At 64.5% G+C, this 15,755-nt stretch carries 17 protein-coding genes; 1 reads left to right on the forward strand and 16 read right to left on the reverse strand.

What is annotated here, in order from left to right; translation table 11 throughout:
* Positions 1-123 precede the first annotated feature (123 nt).
* Complete coding sequence (locus ODR01_RS14315; RefSeq protein WP_316978355.1) at positions 124-591, reverse strand: hypothetical protein; 468 nt, start codon at positions 589-591, stop codon at positions 124-126.
* 146 nt (positions 592-737) lie between these two features.
* Here ODR01_RS14315 and ODR01_RS14320 point away from each other — a divergent pair, with 146 nt between their 5' ends.
* Complete coding sequence (locus tag ODR01_RS14320; protein ID WP_316978356.1) at positions 738-1,571, forward strand: tetratricopeptide repeat protein; 834 nt, start codon at positions 738-740, stop codon at positions 1,569-1,571.
* A gap of 19 nt (positions 1,572-1,590) precedes the next feature.
* On the opposite strand, the gene ODR01_RS14325 is transcribed toward ODR01_RS14320, so the two are convergent.
* The 15 genes from ODR01_RS14325 to ODR01_RS14395 all read right to left on the reverse strand — a co-directional run bounded on the left by ODR01_RS14325 (position 1,591) and on the right by ODR01_RS14395 (position 15,687).
* Positions 1,591-1,977, reverse strand: coding sequence for a 3TM-type holin (locus ODR01_RS14325; protein ID WP_316978357.1), 387 nt, complete (start codon positions 1,975-1,977; stop codon positions 1,591-1,593).
* A 3-nt stretch (positions 1,978-1,980) separates the two neighbouring features.
* Positions 1,981-2,472 carry a cell wall hydrolase gene (locus ODR01_RS14330; protein WP_316978358.1) on the reverse strand — a complete coding sequence of 164 codons (492 nt, stop codon included), beginning with the start codon at positions 2,470-2,472 and terminating at the stop codon, positions 1,981-1,983.
* Positions 2,469-2,780, reverse strand: coding sequence for a hypothetical protein (locus ODR01_RS14335; protein ID WP_316978359.1), 312 nt, complete (start codon positions 2,778-2,780; stop codon positions 2,469-2,471). Before ODR01_RS14335 ends, ODR01_RS14330 begins: the two co-directional genes overlap by 4 nt.
* Before the next feature lie 49 nt (positions 2,781-2,829).
* Positions 2,830-3,132, reverse strand: a complete 303-nt coding sequence (locus tag ODR01_RS14340; RefSeq protein ID WP_316978360.1) for a hypothetical protein — start codon at positions 3,130-3,132, stop codon at positions 2,830-2,832.
* 48 nt (positions 3,133-3,180) lie between these two features.
* Entirely contained in the window at positions 3,181-4,677 is a 1,497-nt protein-coding gene (gene terL / locus ODR01_RS14345; RefSeq protein ID WP_316978361.1) for a phage terminase large subunit, read from the reverse strand.
* Positions 4,678-4,687: 10 nt separating this feature from the next.
* Positions 4,688-5,329, reverse strand: a complete 642-nt coding sequence (locus ODR01_RS14350; protein WP_316978362.1) for a DUF4376 domain-containing protein — start codon at positions 5,327-5,329, stop codon at positions 4,688-4,690.
* Entirely contained in the window at positions 5,329-7,575 is a 2,247-nt protein-coding gene (locus ODR01_RS14355) for a DUF7483 domain-containing protein (RefSeq protein WP_316978503.1), read from the reverse strand. Before ODR01_RS14355 ends, ODR01_RS14350 begins: the two co-directional genes overlap by 1 nt.
* A 104-nt stretch (positions 7,576-7,679) precedes the next feature.
* Positions 7,680-8,633, reverse strand: a complete 954-nt coding sequence (locus ODR01_RS14360; RefSeq protein ID WP_316978363.1) for a hypothetical protein — start codon at positions 8,631-8,633, stop codon at positions 7,680-7,682.
* Between the two features lie 15 nt (positions 8,634-8,648).
* The gene (locus ODR01_RS14365) at positions 8,649-9,092 is read right to left on the reverse strand and encodes a hypothetical protein (protein WP_316978364.1); all 444 of its coding nucleotides are present in this window, start codon (positions 9,090-9,092) and stop codon (positions 8,649-8,651) included.
* 63 nt (positions 9,093-9,155) lie between these two features.
* Positions 9,156-11,063 (reverse strand): hypothetical protein, encoded by a 1,908-nt coding sequence (locus ODR01_RS14370; RefSeq protein ID WP_316978365.1) that lies wholly within the window; start codon positions 11,061-11,063, stop codon positions 9,156-9,158.
* Positions 11,063-11,632 carry a hypothetical protein gene (locus ODR01_RS14375; RefSeq protein WP_316978366.1) on the reverse strand — a complete coding sequence of 190 codons (570 nt, stop codon included), beginning with the start codon at positions 11,630-11,632 and terminating at the stop codon, positions 11,063-11,065. The genes ODR01_RS14370 and ODR01_RS14375 overlap by 1 nt, the downstream gene beginning before the upstream one ends.
* A gap of 136 nt (positions 11,633-11,768) precedes the next feature.
* A complete protein-coding gene (locus ODR01_RS14380) occupies positions 11,769-12,038 on the reverse strand; it encodes a hypothetical protein (RefSeq protein ID WP_316978367.1) in 270 nt (89 codons plus the stop codon).
* A gap of 13 nt (positions 12,039-12,051) precedes the next feature.
* On the reverse strand, positions 12,052-12,873 hold the full coding sequence (locus ODR01_RS14385) for a phage capsid protein (protein WP_316978368.1): 822 nt from the start codon (positions 12,871-12,873) through the stop codon (positions 12,052-12,054).
* A 435-nt stretch (positions 12,874-13,308) separates the two neighbouring features.
* Complete coding sequence (locus tag ODR01_RS14390) at positions 13,309-14,088, reverse strand: hypothetical protein (RefSeq protein ID WP_316978369.1); 780 nt, start codon at positions 14,086-14,088, stop codon at positions 13,309-13,311.
* Positions 14,089-14,100: 12 nt separating this feature from the next.
* Complete coding sequence (locus tag ODR01_RS14395; protein WP_316978370.1) at positions 14,101-15,687, reverse strand: peptidoglycan-binding domain-containing protein; 1,587 nt, start codon at positions 15,685-15,687, stop codon at positions 14,101-14,103.
* Between the last annotated feature and the right edge of the window lie 68 nt (positions 15,688-15,755).

Consider the following 15,755-nt stretch of genomic DNA (forward strand, 5'->3'; position numbering starts at 1 on the left):
CCGGACGCGTTATTCGAGCCCTATGTTTCGTCCGGCGTCCTGCTGAAAAGGGACAGTAGTCGTGATCTGGCATCGCCGCCATTCACGACCCCCGACACCTACGTCCCAAGTGCAACGGTGGCGTCAGTTGTCGGTTTGACGGAACCATTGGCGTTCCATTTCAGCAAGCCGGTCATGTAACGGATCGGACGAAGGTCTCCCCATCCGTTCCAGCATAACCGTGCGGACGTCGCCCGGTGTCCATTGGGAAACCGGCCGGGTTATGACGTCCGCGGCAGCAGATTTTTGCCGTCTCGACGAAACCGGCAACAGTTCTGCGACCACATCGACCGCCGTCCCCAGGGGTTCCCCCCTGAACCGCACTCGAATGTTGTGGGCGTAGTTGCCTGTGACGAACTGAGTGATCCCCGGGAAAAATGGTTCACGAAGGTTGCCGCCTTCGTCGTAGTAGCGGGCTTGGCATTGGATGGCCGTACCGCCCAGGGGCGTCGCCTCGATCGTCACCAGCAATGGGGTGATCTGATAGGTCAACGTGACCCAAGGCCCGAAAATTCTTGGCCCTGCGTATGCTTTTGCATAGATCTGAGCCATGTTTCCCTCGACTTTGCTCTCGGTATCGACAGATCGTGCGTCTCCATCGGCACGTTCGAAATCGCCCGCGACTAACCTTGAAAAAACACTTCTTATAAGAGATAATAATAACTAACTGTTACTAAAAGTTGTATGCGGAGGCGATCGTGAAGTTCCTCGGTCTCGTCGTGGCGGTCCTGATGTTGACCCCGGGATCGACCAGCGCGGCAGGACAGGATTGCGCCGGCCCCGACGAAACCTCCTGTTTTCTCGAATCCGCTCTCATCCATGCCCGCGTAGCCTCCCTTGACGCGCGGATCAGCACGCTCATCGAAATCGCCGCCCTGCACGCCGCGGCCGGCGACCTGGAAGGGGCCAGGCATCTCTTCGGCGAGGCGCTGGCCGGCCTGCCTGAGGGGGGCGAACCGGTGAGCCGCTTCACCACCCTTCGGCACCTCGCCCGGCGACAGGCCGAGAGCGGCTTCAAGGAGGAGGCCACCACCCGCCTTCGCGAAGCCGCGGCGATCGCCCGCAAGGCTCTGGAAGACTCCAAGGATCCAGCATGGCTGGGCTGGGGACGATCGCTGCAATCCGTCGCCCTTTCCCTCGCCCGGCAGGACGACCGGCACTCCGCAATGGCGGCGTTGCAAACGATCATAGCGACCATCGCGGAGATCGACGATGTGGGTCGGCGCTATACGGAATACGTCGTGCTCGCCGGCCCAGCAGCGAAGCACGGATTGACGGAGGCCGCTACGGCCGCCTTCGCCGCTGCCTGGACCGAGGGAGAGCGGATGACGGATGCCAGGGAGCGCCTGTTTTCGCTGCTTGCCGTTGCCGAGGAGCAGTGGAAGGCGGGTCTCCTGCCGGAGGCTCGACGCAACCTGGAGATCGTGAAATCGCGCGCCTTCACGGAAGACGGTATCACCGACCGGGAAGGCCTGCTGGCCCTGGTCAACCTGAGGCTCTATCAAGTCGCCGCCGGTGTGCGCTTCGACTGACGCTGGCAGCCCCGGTCCCTCACTCATTCTCCTTCCACACCTTCACGCCCTTCTCGACCGAGCGGCCCAGCACGTAGCCGCCGACACCGAGTTTCAGAAGATCCCACATGTCGGGCGGGATGTCGGCCGATGGCGTGCCGAAGAGGGGTACCACCAGGTAGTTGTTGGCAATGATGACGCCGAACAGCAGCATGAGCAGGGGCCGCCAACTGCGGGCGATCCAGCTTTCGGACTGCGCCTCGGCGACGATGATGGCGGCGGCCGATTCGATCTCCTTCATCTGGCCGGTCAGCACCATCTCCTGGAGCCTGGCCTTGATCTTGGCGGCCTCGTCCTTGTCCTCGATGGCTTTGTCGATGACGGCAAAAAGGCCGCCGATCAGCGGCCCCAGGATGGCGGAAAACATGGTCTACTCCACGTCGTTGTAAAAGCTGTGCCGACCGATGACGGCCGAAGGTTCGCGCCCCACAGCCCACAGCGGCGCCCGGCCGTTGGCGTGGTAATGGGTGGCCCCGATGGTGGGGTCGGCCAGCGTGCCAGCCACCGCCCGGCGGGCGATGCGCAGGCAGGTGGCGAAGTTGCGATCCTCGGCGGCAACGGCGAGGATCTTGGCGCGGTTGGGGTCCCCCTCGTTCCAACAGGAAAACTGAAAAGCCTTGAGGCAGACGCCCGCTACCGTGCCGCCCCACCAATAGCCGCCCCGCTCGCGGGCCCGGCGCACCCGGTTGACGACAACGGCGGCCACCGCCTCCTTGCCGCGCACCGGTTCGCCGCGGGCCTCGCCGTAGAGGGTGCGGGCCAAGATGTCGATGGCCTCGTCGCGCACTGCCGGTTGCCAACCCGTCGCCCGCAGGGCTTCGGCCGGCAAGCCAGCCCGCGCCGCCTTGAGCGGCGCGTTCATGCCGCACCCCCACGCCGGGTGCTGACCGCATCCAGCTTGTCCTCGATGCGCAGAAGATGCTCGGTCAGCCGCTTCTCGACCTCCCGCAGATAGGCGATCGAGGCGTAGGACTTGGCGACCTCCAGCTTATAGGCGGCGAGGTTGTCGCGCAGGCGCGCGATGGCCGCCTCGCAGGCGTTGCGCCCGTGATCGACGACAATGTCGAGATCGCGCCGGTTGCGCCAGATCAGCCAGTAGAGCCCGGCCAGCGCCGGGATTTCCACCGCGGTGATCCACCACACCACATCGACGGCCCAGGGATTCCCCATGACCAGATCCTTCCTTGTCTGTGAAACGGAAATGACAGTTGAACGGCCGTCAGGCCGGGCGCCCGGGCCGGGCAGCCGCACCTTCCCAGCCCTCGCCGGTGGCGAGCACGCAGGCAAGACCATCCGGTCGCGTCGCCAGGATGGTGAAGCTGCCCGACGGGGTGGCGAACACCTCGATCAGCAGGCCGCCGGCGGCGAGTCCTCTCGCCACCGGCGTCTCGGCGTAGTCGCGTTCGAGGTTTTCGGCGATCTCGTGGCGCTCGGCGCAGATGGCCGGCGCCTGGGCACGCGCGGGCAATGCCGTCAGGATCAAGGCAACAGCAATCGCCGCGCCCACCAGGCAACGCGTCATGGCGGTCTCCTTCAGGACTTGGAAAAGCCGGCTATGGCCGGCCAGGATCTAAAGCGGAAAGTCGGTGTCGGCGACGAAAGAGCCGGTGCCCGAGCGCCAGCGTCCCGGCTCGTTGAAGCCGGACGGCGGCGGCGCCACGCGCGACAGATGCACCGGTTCACTCAAGAGGCAGCCCGATACGGCGTCCAGGCCGTCGTCGCGGGAACGGCCGCCGGGCCTCCATTCCCGCATCTCGGTGACGAAGGGGGTGTCCCAGACGCCACGGTGGGCATGCAGGCGGCCGGCCGCCAGAACGGCGTCGAAGGCCTCGACGATGCGCAGGTCCTTGCCGCGCCGCGACGTTTTCTCGATCACCGAGCAGGCGAGGCCGGCCGCTGAAATCTCGCGGCGCAGCAGGCCGGGCAGGAAGCGGCCGAGGCCGTTGGTCTCCAGCGCCACCGCAGGCAAATGGTTGCGGGCAAGGAAATCGGCAACCTGGCTGCAGAGCTGCGTCGCCTCGTCGGTTTCCTCCACCCTGGCCGGATCGTGAGTCAGGTAGGCGACCCGGTGCAGCCAGTGATCGCCCCCCTCGTCGGTGAAGATGGCGGCGATGACGCTGGCATCGCCGGTATCCGGCGAGCCGTAGGATGGGTCCCACCAGCAGGACGCCGACACCAGCCGGCGCGATCCCAAGCGCAGCAACGCCTGGCCGTTACCCTCGCTGTAGCTGAGTTCGTCGTCATACAGGCGGAGGCGGTCGGGGTCGAGCCGGCCCTCGGCGGCGTTCACGGGGCGCAGCAGCATCTGGCTCAAGAACTTGTTGGGCCCTGCCCGCCGGCGAGTCGCCTCGATCTTGGCAGCCGAGAAGCGTTCCGGCCAGCGGCTCTGTCCTCGTTCGTCGAGCAGCGGCAGTTCGAGACGTTTGAAGCCATCGAGGAAAGAGACCTCCTCGGCGCCTTCGTGGCGGAGCTCCGCCGCATAGATGCTGTAATAAGTGTGCGGGGTGCCGACATAGAGCTGCAATCCACCCGGCACCAGGACGTAGTCGATCTCGCCCAACCGCTCGCGCAGGTCGGCACGTTTGGGCGCCGTGTCGCAGGTGTTGGGAACCTCGACGTCGTCGCAGACGATGACGTCGGCCCGCGAGCCGGTGATGTTGGCGCCGATGCCGTGGGCCAGCATGGAGGGATCGCGCAGTTCGGCCCGACGCTCGACAGTAAACTGCGCGGCCGCCCACTGATCGCGCCGCGGCGGTTTGAGGCCGGCGGTCTCTGGATGGCGCTCGATGATGCGCTTGACGTTGCGCACCATCTTGCGGGCGAGGGCGAAGTCGGCCGCCAGGACGAGGATGCGCAGGTCGGGGTTTTGATGGAGCAGCCAGGCGCTGAACAACCCTACCAGGGTCGACTTGCCGCTGTCGCGAAAGGCCAGCAGCAGAAGCTCGCGGTCGCCCGCCGCCCAGCGCTCCGCCAGCCAATTGCAGATCTGGCCATGGAGCGGCGGCGTAGCGAGCCCCTGGCTGCCGTTCCAGGCGGTGACGAAACTGGGAAAGTCCACGGGCCGCATCCGCTCTCGGTCACGCTCCGGCGACCGGCCAAGCCGGATGGGTGGCCACGACGACGGCATCCACCGCCGCCCTATCACCGTCCGCCACTGCGGCATCGAGGGCACCCTTGATCACCCACGATGCGGCATAAATGTCGGCGATGTACCGGCGGACCGCCTGACCGACCTGGACCATCTCGGCCGGCGTCAGCTCCCGCGTCATGTTGTCCGCACCGCGGAGAGCCAGGACCGTGCCCGTGACACCCTGACCGTCGAGCACCATCGCCTCCAGGGCGAGGCCGCCGATGTTGGCCTCGTCCCGACCATCTCGGAAATCGACACTCCAGCCGAGACCGGTGTCGATGGCGCCGGGATGACGGCGGCGGTCGCGCTCGGCGTCGACAGCCGACTTCTTCGCTGCGGCCCATTCGGCGAGTGGCGGATCGTATCGTTCCCGGGTGACGATCCACGCTTCGCCGTCAAAGCCTTCGCCGAGTACCCGCTCGAGGGTACCCGCGCCCGCGACAGCATCTCGACAGTCGACCACCCTTTCCATTCCGCGCACGAGACCGGCCTTGGCCGCATGGGTCATGGCTCCGTCCGACCAACGGGCGATTCCACCCGTTACCGCACGGACCTTGGTTCCATTTTCGGTGTTAACGATGACGAGCATTAGCGTGCCCTCCCCTGGGCGACATTCGCACCACCAAAGTAATGCTTGAGAAAAGCGAGATAGATGTAGGTCCCACCATTGGCATTCTGGCCTCCATGCGCGTTCCTGATTTTGAATCCGCTGGCCATAAAGTCCAGAAGGCCGTTGCCGTCAGAAGTTTCAGCGACCGCTTCGTTCGGAAATAGCCGCTGATCTGTGGGATTGAAAGGACTCCTGACGCCGTCCTGCATCGCCCACAAGAAACCTGCCGCATCAGTTCGCTTCGTGATCATCCACAGCGGCTCCCCGCCAAGGTCCACGAACGGACCATCGGCGCTGCCATTACCAATATAGGAGCCGACCCTGATGGCATCGGTGGCAGCGAAGAGATAGGCAATGCAAGGGACGCCAGCATAGTTGGTCATGTAACCGGTGGGGCCGATTGAGAAAATGCTTGAGGTGGGCACTGTATTATTGAAAGCAGCGTGACTCCGGTGCCCTCCGGCATCGTTCAAAAGGACGCAGTAAGCCGCCGAGGGCAGTCCTCTGTGCCAGACTGGCCAATCCGCAGTCGCGGTCAGAGCCTTTATGATCATCATTGCTGGAGCTTGCCCGAGCGAATGTGGGATTGTCGCCCCCGCGACCCCGTTCCCGGTGTATTTGATGATTGAAAAGCCAAGCGCTGCGTCGTAGCGTTCCTCGATGGGGATGATGGTGCCGCCCACCCAACCGGAAGTCTTCTGGGTCAGGCCCCCGACAAACCAACCGACGTAAGTCGTTCCCATCAGGTTTGTGTTCCCGTAACCTCCGCCGGCAAGCGTCAAGCCGTCTGTGTCGAAGCTGATGATGCGGGCCGTCGTTTCTTCTGCGGCGGAAAGGTTGGTCGACAGGTTCTTGTCCAAACCGCGAACCGCGTCCACGAGGTTGTGGTCCCGCGGCGTCGAAGATCGCTGCTTGATCCATGCAAAATCCGGCTGGAAGCCTAACCCTGTCAAAGCTCGTTCACCGCTGGTCCCCGACCACGTCAGCACCCCGATATGGGCTCCTGGCTTCTTCGGTGCTTTGGCTGGAAGGTAGGCACTACAGAGGGGTTCGTAGCCGCCATTCGGCGTTCCCCACCACTCATCGGGCGAGAAATGGGCTTTGACGGTGCGGGCCGACGTGCCATGGACCGTCGCCGTGAAGATGCCGTGTCCGCCGAAGGTTATGCCGTCAGCGGCCGTTAGCTTGCCGCCCTGCGACGTGCGGGCGCTGTTGCTTTGGACAATAAAGAATTCAACTTCGTCGTTCGCGAAATCGACCTCAATGCCGATGCGATTCGAACTCGGCGCGGTTTGGGCGTCAGTGGAGTTGTTGTAGGCCCTCACTCCAGTATCCGAATAATACGCGCCACCGTAGTTGTGGGCGTAGCTTTCCGCCAACCCGCTATTCCAGGCCGCGCGAACAACGCCGGGCCCCGTCGCGCCGGAAGTGCCATCCGTCACGCGGAACTCAGCGTAGTGCCTACCTGGCGAGGCAGCCGTCGTACCGGTGTGCGAGACTACGCCACTTTGTCCGGCAACCTTTGTTGCGGCTTCACTGAATATCGGCTTGTAACTACCGGTCCGACGAAAGAACAGAGAGTTCCATCGGGCGTAATTCCCCGCGTCGGCAGGCGCATTGTCGCCGGGGCTGTCCAGGCATTCGGTAACACCGTTCACTGTCCAGTGATTATCATTTCCGCTCTTGTCGAGCGCCAGGCCGCCGGAAATCTCGCCGTCGAGCCAGAAGCCATTGGCACCCCATGAAGAAACGGAGGGTCTTTTCGGTACCCACACGCCTTCGGCCCCCTCCTCTGCAAAATCGGTGGGAGCCAGGACCTGGCCGTCGACCAAGACGACATCGCTCAAAACGCCGTCGAAATATCGGGCCGACATCCCATTCTGCCCGATATAGTGCGCGACGGCATCGTTCACCTTGCTGTCGGCATTGAGCGCCACCGATGCCGATCCTATGAGTTTGCCATTGTAATAGAGCCGCGTGACCTCCCCGGGGCTGTCGTATTGCCAGACGATGTGCCCAAAAGCGGCAGGATCGCGAAACAGCGCCGTCGTGACGATCCTGGCAACCCCGGCAAGATCAACTTCCAGTGCCGAGTTGACATATTGGAGCGTGTCGGCCGAAGACGCGTCGGCTCCCAGAAAGACTCGCGCGGCCGCGGATACGTCTGCACATTTTCCCCACACCGAAAACGTCCACGTCCTCCGATTGCCAGCGCCTGCCGGCATGCGCGTCAATTGGTCTCCGGCCGTCGCCCCGAATTGCAGAGATCTCCGGGGAGCGTATGCGGCACCGCGCCGGCCGCCCATGAGCCCAGCATCGAACGACATGGTCAGGCTCCCCTCTGGTCGATCGTGAGATCAACCGTCGTGCCGTCACTTTCGAACAGCATGAGATTGACGACATCGTTCATCCCGACGAATGCGCCGCTACCTTCGGTGAGCGTCGCCCCGACGAAGGTGAGCGCGCGCGTTCCAACGTTGGTGGCGCGGATCAGCACCGCTCCCGCCGCCATGGTGGAGACATCGATGGTGCCGTCCACGTCGACCGTCAGTGTCTTGCGGTTGGACCCAGTAATCGCCTTAACCGTCAGGATGTCGTTTGCCATGGCGTCGAGCGAGCCGAGGGGCTGGTAGCCCTGCCCGAAGGCGGCAGCCAGAACATCATCGGTGTCGGCCCTGAGGATGTCGGAGTCATGGGGCTCGACGTTGACACCAATTTCCAGGCCCATCAGCGCACGTGCCACGGCCGTGGTCGCCGCCTGTACTACCGCCTCCATCGGCGCCGAGATCGGCACGCCGGTGATCCCGGATGCCGAAACCAGCCCGCCCGTCTCCGGATCGAACCACAGGAACTTGCCCTTGCGCATCTCCTTGGCGGGCAGTTCCAGGCTGGCATCCGGATCGGTCGCCGGCAGGCGCAGGGTGCGAGCTACGTCATCGGCGATCTGCTGGATGATGGCGGTCTGATAGTCGAGTTCGTCATTGAGAACCCGGGCCCGGAATTCGCCGGACTCCTGGAAGTCGGAGGTGCGCTCGATGGCCAGCCGCCGGCGGATGGTAACGACGCAACTGGCGACGGCGGGGTCGAACACCACGCTTCCCCCTTCCGATGCCCCGGCGCCGAGGACGGCATACCCGGCCAGCCGCCGCTCGCCGTTGACATAGACCTCGACGTCGGCTGCTTTGAAGACCGGGAAGTGGAAAGGAAAGACGCTCTGTCCGGCCTCGGTGACCTGGTACTGCTCCCAGGGTCGCCTATCGCCGATCTGAATGTGGTCCGGCATCTCTGAATGCCTCCCCTATTTCATGTACTGGTTGTATCCTTTGTTCGCCAAGCTGAGCATCGAGTTGAGCTGGCTATAGCGCGCATCGAGCAGGTTGCGTTTTCGGGTGTGGGCGAGGTTGCCGTACACGTCGTCGATCTGCAGCAGGTTCGTCCGGCGTACGTCGTTGAGATCGCGCTCCGTTTCGTTGGAAAGGCCTTGCAGCAGGGCCTCCGACGAGCCGCCCGCATCACCGACGCCGGCAGCACCGGCCCGCGCCCGCTGGGCGGCCAGGTTCCGGATCAATTGCTCCTGGCGGCGGCGTTCCTCGATCGCTTGGCCCTCGCGGATTTGCCGGGCCTGGGCATCCGCCTGGGCCTGGGCCGCTGAGGTCGCCGCCTTGGCCTGGCTTCGCGCCTGCTGCATCGACAGGGCCGTGGAGGCGGCCATAATGACGTAAGGGATAGCTGCGGCTGCCATGACTTGGTCTCCGTGATTGTCGACGTTTCGCCGTCGGTCCTCCGCGGGAAACGCCTTTGAATTTCAGTCGTTGGTGCTGACGAGCGAACTCACCGACAGCAGCGTGAAGGGCAGCGGCGTGTCCTGCGCGATGCGCCAGAGCGGTGCCGTTCCGGTGTTCCGCCAGCCGAAAGCCCGCACCGTCTTGTCGCCCGTGAAGACGGACAGCGAGAAATCCAGGGTGGCGCCGCCAAAACGCTTGAACGGCACTTCGGTATAGCCGCGCCCGGTATCGAGCCTGAGCGCCGAGGTCTCGTGCAGACGGAAAGTCGATTCGACATGGCGGATCCTGCCGCCCTGGCTGGCGCCGCCCACGTCCATCGGGGCCGGCGGCAGCGGCTCGATAACGTGGGCGAAGCCCAGTCCGATCTGGACCGAGCGGGCCGGCGGATCGATGGAAACGGCCCCGGCGCCCACCTCGGCCTCGGCCCGCACCGCCCCGTCGGCCACCACCTTGACGATGCGCCCCTCGAGATGGGCGAGACCGCTCCATTCGTCCTGCGGTTCGCCGGCGATGCCGGTGATCCCGGCGTCGACCGCCAGCGAGGCGTCGAAGACCTCGATGAAAAAGGCGCCGTCCCGTTCGACCAGTACGTAGGTTTCATCGCCCACCACGGCAACCGAGCGGAACGCCCCCTGCGTCTCCTGCACGCTCCAGGCCGTCACTTTTTCGGCCCGGTAGATGGTGACGGTTCCCAGTCGGCCGTCGCCCATAACAACATGCATCAGGCGCCTCGCCTTGTCGAAGTCCTGGTCCCTGGGCGCCGTCACCAGGTGGCGGGCCAGCATCGCCAGGTCGTCGGATTGATAGGCCTGTTCGATGTCGGCGAACACGAACTCGCGCAGGTCGCCGAGGCTTCGCGAAACGAACAGCGTCGCTCCGTCGACGTCGCGCGGCGGAATGGTGCGATCGACCGGCGAGCCCACCCGCGTCTGCCGATTCAACTGGATGTTGGCCGGCGTCAAAGGATCGCCGGTCACCATCCACTCCGCCCCCGAGGTGAAGACCTGCAGGTGCCGGCCGGAGAAGACGGCGCGAATGGCGTTCACCTGGTCCGACAGGATGGCGAACTCGATGGCCTCGTCGTCCAGCCCCTCGCCGAGATCGAAATTGAAAAGGTCTGCCGACTGCGAAAGCCACAGCCGGTTCGGCAGGTCGCGCGAGCCGCCGATGACCATGCGGTCCTGGTGGAACACCACCGATGTCGGCCAACCGCGGAGGGCGGAGAACGCCTGCTCCTCCCATTCCTTGGTGGCACCGGTCGAGGATAGGGTCTCCTTGGTCGCCGCCTGCACCTGGGTCGCCGAGGTGAAGGCGGTGATCTCTACCTCCTTCTCCTGGATGTGCAGGCGCGTTCCGACATGCCCGGCCGCGAACACCGCCGTCGAGGCGGTCAGGGTAATGGCGCCCGAGGTGGCACTGGGCGTTACCGTGACCTCTTCGCCGGCGAACTTGTGGTACGGTTGGAAGATCTTGCCGTCCTTCTCGAAGAAGGCCCAACCGGCGATCGTCCAGGTACCGTCGGCGGTACGCGTAATTTTCCTGGGCGGCACCTCGGGATGAAGCACCAGCAGCGTATCGGCGCTTTGCGTCCAGGTGATCTGGCCGATCTGCGCGGCCGTCCATGGGGTATCGAGGGATCGGTGACCGCCGCTTTCGGGATCGGGATAGATGTCGACCTTGCCGTCGGTAAAGACCAGCAGATAAACCTGCTCGGTATTGAACTCGAAGGCCACCAGCCGCCCGTCGCCGCGCGCCGTTTCCACATAGCGCAGGCCGGGCCGGCGCGACACGCCGCCGGTCGGATGAATGAAGACGTTGCGCAACCGGGCCGCCCCGTTGGCATAGGCCGAAAGATCGCCGCGACCGAGCAGGACGGGGGAAATTTCGCCGCCCGTGAAACTGGTCTTCTGGGTGCGCAGGTTGGGCATCACTGCCTCGCGTCGATCAGCGTGAAGTCGTCAAGGCCGGTCGGCGTGTCCTGCTGGGCGTCGATCAGCTTGGCCCGCCTGAGTTCCATGTCGGCCAGCTTTTCCAGCATTTCGGCCCGGCTGGTGCTTCCCGTCAGGGGAATGCAGAATTCGGCGGCCAGGCGGGCGATCAGCACCTGGTCGAAGAACGGCGGAAAATCCGGCTCCTGCGGCCGGAAGATATAGGTCAGCACCACCTCCGGCGCGTCGGTGTGGAGCCGCCGCTCGGCGATGCGAAACGGGATACCGCGACCCCGCCCTGCCCCGCCGGCCGAAACCGCCCGCAACAGGTCGGAAGGCAACTGGTAGGCGTAGGCGAAATCGGCCACCGGTTCCGCCGTCAGGCGCGCCAACGTCGCCTGTCCGGTTGCGAAGCGCCACGGATGAACGGACAGCAGGGCGTCGCGCGTCGTCGGATACAGGTTGGCGGCGATCTCGGCCTCAGCCGTTCCCTCGTCGAACGAGGTTATGGTGTCGCCGCCGATCTTGAGAAGCGCGCGCGAACTGAGCGCGATGCCGCTGAGAGCCATCACCCATCCCCTTGCCAAAAGGAAAAATAACTGAAATTAAGTGAATTTATGTTACTCCCGATAATTAACTTATAAACAAGTAACTTCGGGGTGGAGAAGCCCCGCGAGCGAGAAAGCCCGCGGGGCGCCCCCGCCGTCAGTCGGTATCGGCGGCACCCACCGCCGTCAGGTCGGCGACGTCGACTACGCCGGCCGCGCTGGCGTTGACCAGGAAGATCCCGGCCGCCGGCGCGCCGCCGGTATTGACGTTGGCCATGAGCATGTCGCCGGCGCGCAGCATGTCGCTGGCCCCATTGAAATAACCCTGGGTATCGACGTCCGCGGCGACATCCGCCGTAGTGTAGTGCCAGAGGGTGAAGCCGTTGGCATAGGCCAGCACGCTCAGGTTCTTGGATTGGAAGGCCATGACGGTTCTCCCCCTAGCTTTCCAGGCAGCGCATGGCGACCACGCCCGAGGGATCGATCAGGCAGGCACCCTGGCTCATCATGTTGTTGACGAAGTGGGCCGCCCGATCGCCGTGCCAGGTGATGTCGGTCTTCACCTCGGCCGCCACCGCGTGGCCGATGGCGGTCTTGTGGTACCAGTAGCAGTGGCGCACCCCGCCCTCGTCCTTGGTCAGGCCGGAATGCGGGATCCACAGGGCACCCAGCCAGCGCTTGGCCTGGGTGCCCTTCCACGGCAGCTGGTCGTCGCCGATATAGTCGGCGTTGGCGAACTCCTCGATCCCCAGAAGGTCGCTCCACTGCTTCCAGCCGACGATGGCGTAGCGTTCGCCGTCGTCCGGCACGTCGGCCTCGCCCAGGATCTCGAAGGCGGCCAGGACCTTGGCCTTGGTTAGACCGTCGGTATCGCCGCCGGCATAGTTGGTACTGGCATCCAACCTGGCGATGACCAGCTCGTCGGTCTTGCGGCCCAGGGCGTAGGCGCCGGCCTTGGCGACCACCTGCTGCTCGTTGATGTTGGTCTTGAGCTCGTCCAACTTGTCCACCCAGTCGCCGGCGTAATAGTCGAACAGCTGGCATTCCACCGGCGTGTGGTCGACGTTCATCACGGGCACCTTGCCGTGCCGCGCCTTGGTGCTCGCCGTGCCCTTGCCCACCTTCTGGAAGGTGGTCGAGGCGCCGACGATGTTGTCCTTGGTCCGCACCGTGTTGCGCAGCTTCGAGCCCATCTGCTGGTACTGCAGGTGGACTTCGGCCTGGAAATGCCGGACGAACGATTCATCAACCGTCGTCGACATGCGTCAGTCTCCTTTCCGAAAAGGATGATGTGAAGGATCGGCCCGCCCTCGCCACAGCCGATGAACGGCCGCATGCGAGCGGGCAGTGCGCCGGCCCGCCGGTTCCGGCGCTGCCGCCGGGGGATGTGCGCGAAAGCCCCGCCGGGCCGTGGGCCACGTCACGGCCCACGGTTGTCCGAGAGGGATGATGAAATCGGGAAAATGAATGAGGGGGCAGAAGCCGAAAAAAGACCGTTCGGCTCTCGTGGAATCGCGGCGCCCCGTCACCGGCCCCAGGAACGCCCGCCGCCCACCGATCCGGGCACACCCGTGGCGTTCACAGGCTTTACTATACAGGTATTTTTGCCAATGTCAAGTATATTTTCCTAGATATACTGTCAATCAACAGTCCAGCCAGCCCGTGAATTGGCCGATGGCGTTTGACGCTCATCGCGTTTACCGACGCCGCTTCCGGCGTGGCTTGCCTCTGGGTGATGCGGGCGGGAACCCCTCGTCGTCCATCATCCAGGACCAGTCGATCTTTTCACCTTGCCAGACCCACCAACGGTTGGGCAGTGGCCAGCCGGCCTGCTCGTACATGCGCACCAGCGGCCAACGGCTGAGGTAGAAATCGTGAGAGAACAAGCGGCCGTAAGGTAGCGAGCAGCCATCATCGAGCTGAAAATACAGATAGCGCGCCCGCACCGCCCGCTCGCCGCCGGCGATGCGATAGAAGGTGTCGATGAACTCGGGCGTGCCCCCGAGCATGGTAAGGGCATCGAAATCACAAACCAAACCCCAGGAGCCGTCACGACTGAAGACGCCCATTGGCTCAAGAGGATCCAAGTGGTCGCTTACATCGATCATCGCCTCCACTGAGGGGTACACCTGCAAACGGCAGTAGTCGGCCTGGCCCCAAAGATCGCCGGAGCGTCGGCTCATGATCCCGTCCACGATCATGTGGTCGATGCCGAATTCCGCCAGCGTCAGGAACAGAGGTTCGTAATAGCTGGCGAAATAGGGCTCGACCGGCGGAAACTCCTTCGAACGCTTTAGGCCGGGACTGTGATTGAGGCAGTAGAGCGGATTGAAGGGTATCGGCAAACTCCGCCACGACGGGTCCGCAAATGGGCTTTCCTCCGCCCCGACCTCGGCGATCGGCTTGATGATGCGATCCCTGATGGGCCGCCAGTCCCGCTCGAATTCCGCGTCCTCGATGATCTTCCATGTACCCATGGTAGCAACATATCATGGGCTAAAGCGCTTTTTAAGCTCAAAGTATTTGCCCGGCCGTTTGACCTGGACGACCAGGGTCGGTTGCCCTTTCGACGAGAACTCCCGCCAGACGACCTTGTGGTCGGTTTGCGGATTCTTGTACGAGTATAGCCGTTTGTCATCTACGATTTTCGGTTTGATATTTGCGGGATCGCCGCCCCAGGCCCTGACGACGCGATCGAACACATCCTTGCCCTCGCCCTTCCCCTCCGTGATATGGGCGCCCCGCCAGTCCGCCTCGTTCTGGATGCCGTCCTGCAGCATCAACTCCTCGACTGGTTGGCGCAATCGGGGCGGCAGCCTGTTCAACTCACGTTGCGTGACCGGGTCCGGGCGTTCCCCGGCACCGAAATCGTTGGGTCGAGCCAGCTTCTTATACGAGACGATATCGGTCATCGGCAATTCGCTGGACTGGTCGGGGAACATTTCGATCTCCGGCTTTCTCGGGCGCTCCGGAAGGGTCTGCGTGCGGTCGGGAAGATCGGTGGGATCGGCCGGCGTCTCGATGCGCCCGGGCATCCTCGGCGACTCAGCCGGGGTTTCGGTATGGCTGGGCAGCGGCCGGTCGATGGCGTCGAAGCCGCGATCATCGGGATCACCGTCCCCGGCTCCGCCAGCCCGACGGAACAGGTGCTCGACGAGGTTGGACAGGCCGCCCGCCCCATAAAGTTGCAACGTCACCTCCGGGGGGAGGGGGGGCATCCCGGACGTTGCCTTTCCGTCAGGCGCTGCCGCCCCTGGCGCCGGCACCTTGCCGTACTTGTCGTAGAGCTGCTTGCCGACGATGCCGGCGCCACCGCCCCCCAAGGCCCCCAAGGCCCACGGAACGAGTACCGCCGGGGCGACAGCCACCTGCGACTCGCCGGGGTTGGGCCGGCGGCCGCCGGATCCGGCGGCCGGCTTGCCGCCTGTCTGCGGATAGCCGACGGGCTCGTCTGCGCGGATCGACGAAGTCGGCACCTTCCGCCAGTCGATGCCAGCGCGGTCCATGGCCTGCAAACCGTCGACAATGCGGGCCACCTGGTCGGCCTGGCGGCTTCCGTCCGCCGGGCGCGGCGCGGTTCCGAACGCCGGCAGTTCGACGCGCGGCGCCGACACGCCGGAGAGAGCCTCGGGTTCGGCGCGCTTCCCCACCCTGTCGCCCAGCGCGCGGATGGTCCCGCCACCGGGATTGAGCACGCCGTCGACGACAAGGTTGTTCTCTGCCTGGAAGCGCTCGATGCCCTTTTTCAGGCGCGCCCCGTAATAGCCGGTGGGACCATCCGTTTCCCCGAGGTCGAGGTGTCCGACGGCCCCCAACAGGCGTTCCACCTTGGCGACGTCCTCCGGTCGGTTGGCGTCGGCCGCGCCGCTGCCCACCGGACCGAAGAGAGTGATGCCGACATCGTCGTCGGGGCGAAATAGCCCGACCTTCCAATCGGGCGTCCGCAGCCGGCCAAAGGGGTCGGGGCGCCGCCCCCAACCTCCTCGTCCCAGGCGGCCCAGGGGATCGGGAATGTAGACATCGCCGTCAGCGCGCCCGGACGGCGTCACGCCGTCCAGCCATGAATGCAGGCTCATCGCGAAACTCTCCGCTATTCGGGAAGCAGATACAAAAAAGCCGCCCCTCGCAGGGCGGCGTTCATCAG

Origin of the sequence: Shumkonia mesophila (genome assembly GCF_026163695.1) — a bacterium.
GTDB lineage: Bacteria > Pseudomonadota > Alphaproteobacteria > Rhodospirillales > Shumkoniaceae > Shumkonia > Shumkonia mesophila.

Excerpts from the sequence above, each read along its gene's own strand:
- ODR01_RS14315 (WP_316978355.1), bottom strand. The coding sequence starts at position 591 with ATGGCTCAGATCTATGCAAAAGCATACGCAGGGCCAAGAATTTTCGGG.
- ODR01_RS14325 (WP_316978357.1), bottom strand. The coding sequence starts at position 1,977 with ATGTTTTCCGCCATCCTGGGGCCGCTGATCGGCGGCCTTTTTGCCGTC.
- ODR01_RS14330 (WP_316978358.1), bottom strand. The coding sequence starts at position 2,472 with ATGAACGCGCCGCTCAAGGCGGCGCGGGCTGGCTTGCCGGCCGAAGCC.
- ODR01_RS14335 (WP_316978359.1), bottom strand. The coding sequence starts at position 2,780 with ATGGGGAATCCCTGGGCCGTCGATGTGGTGTGGTGGATCACCGCGGTG.
- ODR01_RS14340 (WP_316978360.1), bottom strand. The coding sequence starts at position 3,132 with ATGACGCGTTGCCTGGTGGGCGCGGCGATTGCTGTTGCCTTGATCCTG.
- terL (WP_316978361.1), bottom strand. The coding sequence starts at position 4,677 with ATGCGGCCCGTGGACTTTCCCAGTTTCGTCACCGCCTGGAACGGCAGC.
- ODR01_RS14350 (WP_316978362.1), bottom strand. The coding sequence starts at position 5,329 with ATGCTCGTCATCGTTAACACCGAAAATGGAACCAAGGTCCGTGCGGTA.
- ODR01_RS14355 (WP_316978503.1), bottom strand. The coding sequence starts at position 7,575 with ATGCCGGCAGGCGCTGGCAATCGGAGGACGTGGACGTTTTCGGTGTGG.
- ODR01_RS14360 (WP_316978363.1), bottom strand. The coding sequence starts at position 8,633 with ATGCCGGACCACATTCAGATCGGCGATAGGCGACCCTGGGAGCAGTAC.
- ODR01_RS14365 (WP_316978364.1), bottom strand. The coding sequence starts at position 9,092 with ATGGCAGCCGCAGCTATCCCTTACGTCATTATGGCCGCCTCCACGGCC.
- ODR01_RS14370 (WP_316978365.1), bottom strand. The coding sequence starts at position 11,063 with ATGCCCAACCTGCGCACCCAGAAGACCAGTTTCACGGGCGGCGAAATT.
- ODR01_RS14375 (WP_316978366.1), bottom strand. The coding sequence starts at position 11,632 with ATGGCTCTCAGCGGCATCGCGCTCAGTTCGCGCGCGCTTCTCAAGATC.
- ODR01_RS14380 (WP_316978367.1), bottom strand. The coding sequence starts at position 12,038 with ATGGCCTTCCAATCCAAGAACCTGAGCGTGCTGGCCTATGCCAACGGC.
- ODR01_RS14385 (WP_316978368.1), bottom strand. The coding sequence starts at position 12,873 with ATGTCGACGACGGTTGATGAATCGTTCGTCCGGCATTTCCAGGCCGAA.
- ODR01_RS14390 (WP_316978369.1), bottom strand. The coding sequence starts at position 14,088 with ATGGGTACATGGAAGATCATCGAGGACGCGGAATTCGAGCGGGACTGG.
- ODR01_RS14395 (WP_316978370.1), bottom strand. The coding sequence starts at position 15,687 with ATGAGCCTGCATTCATGGCTGGACGGCGTGACGCCGTCCGGGCGCGCT.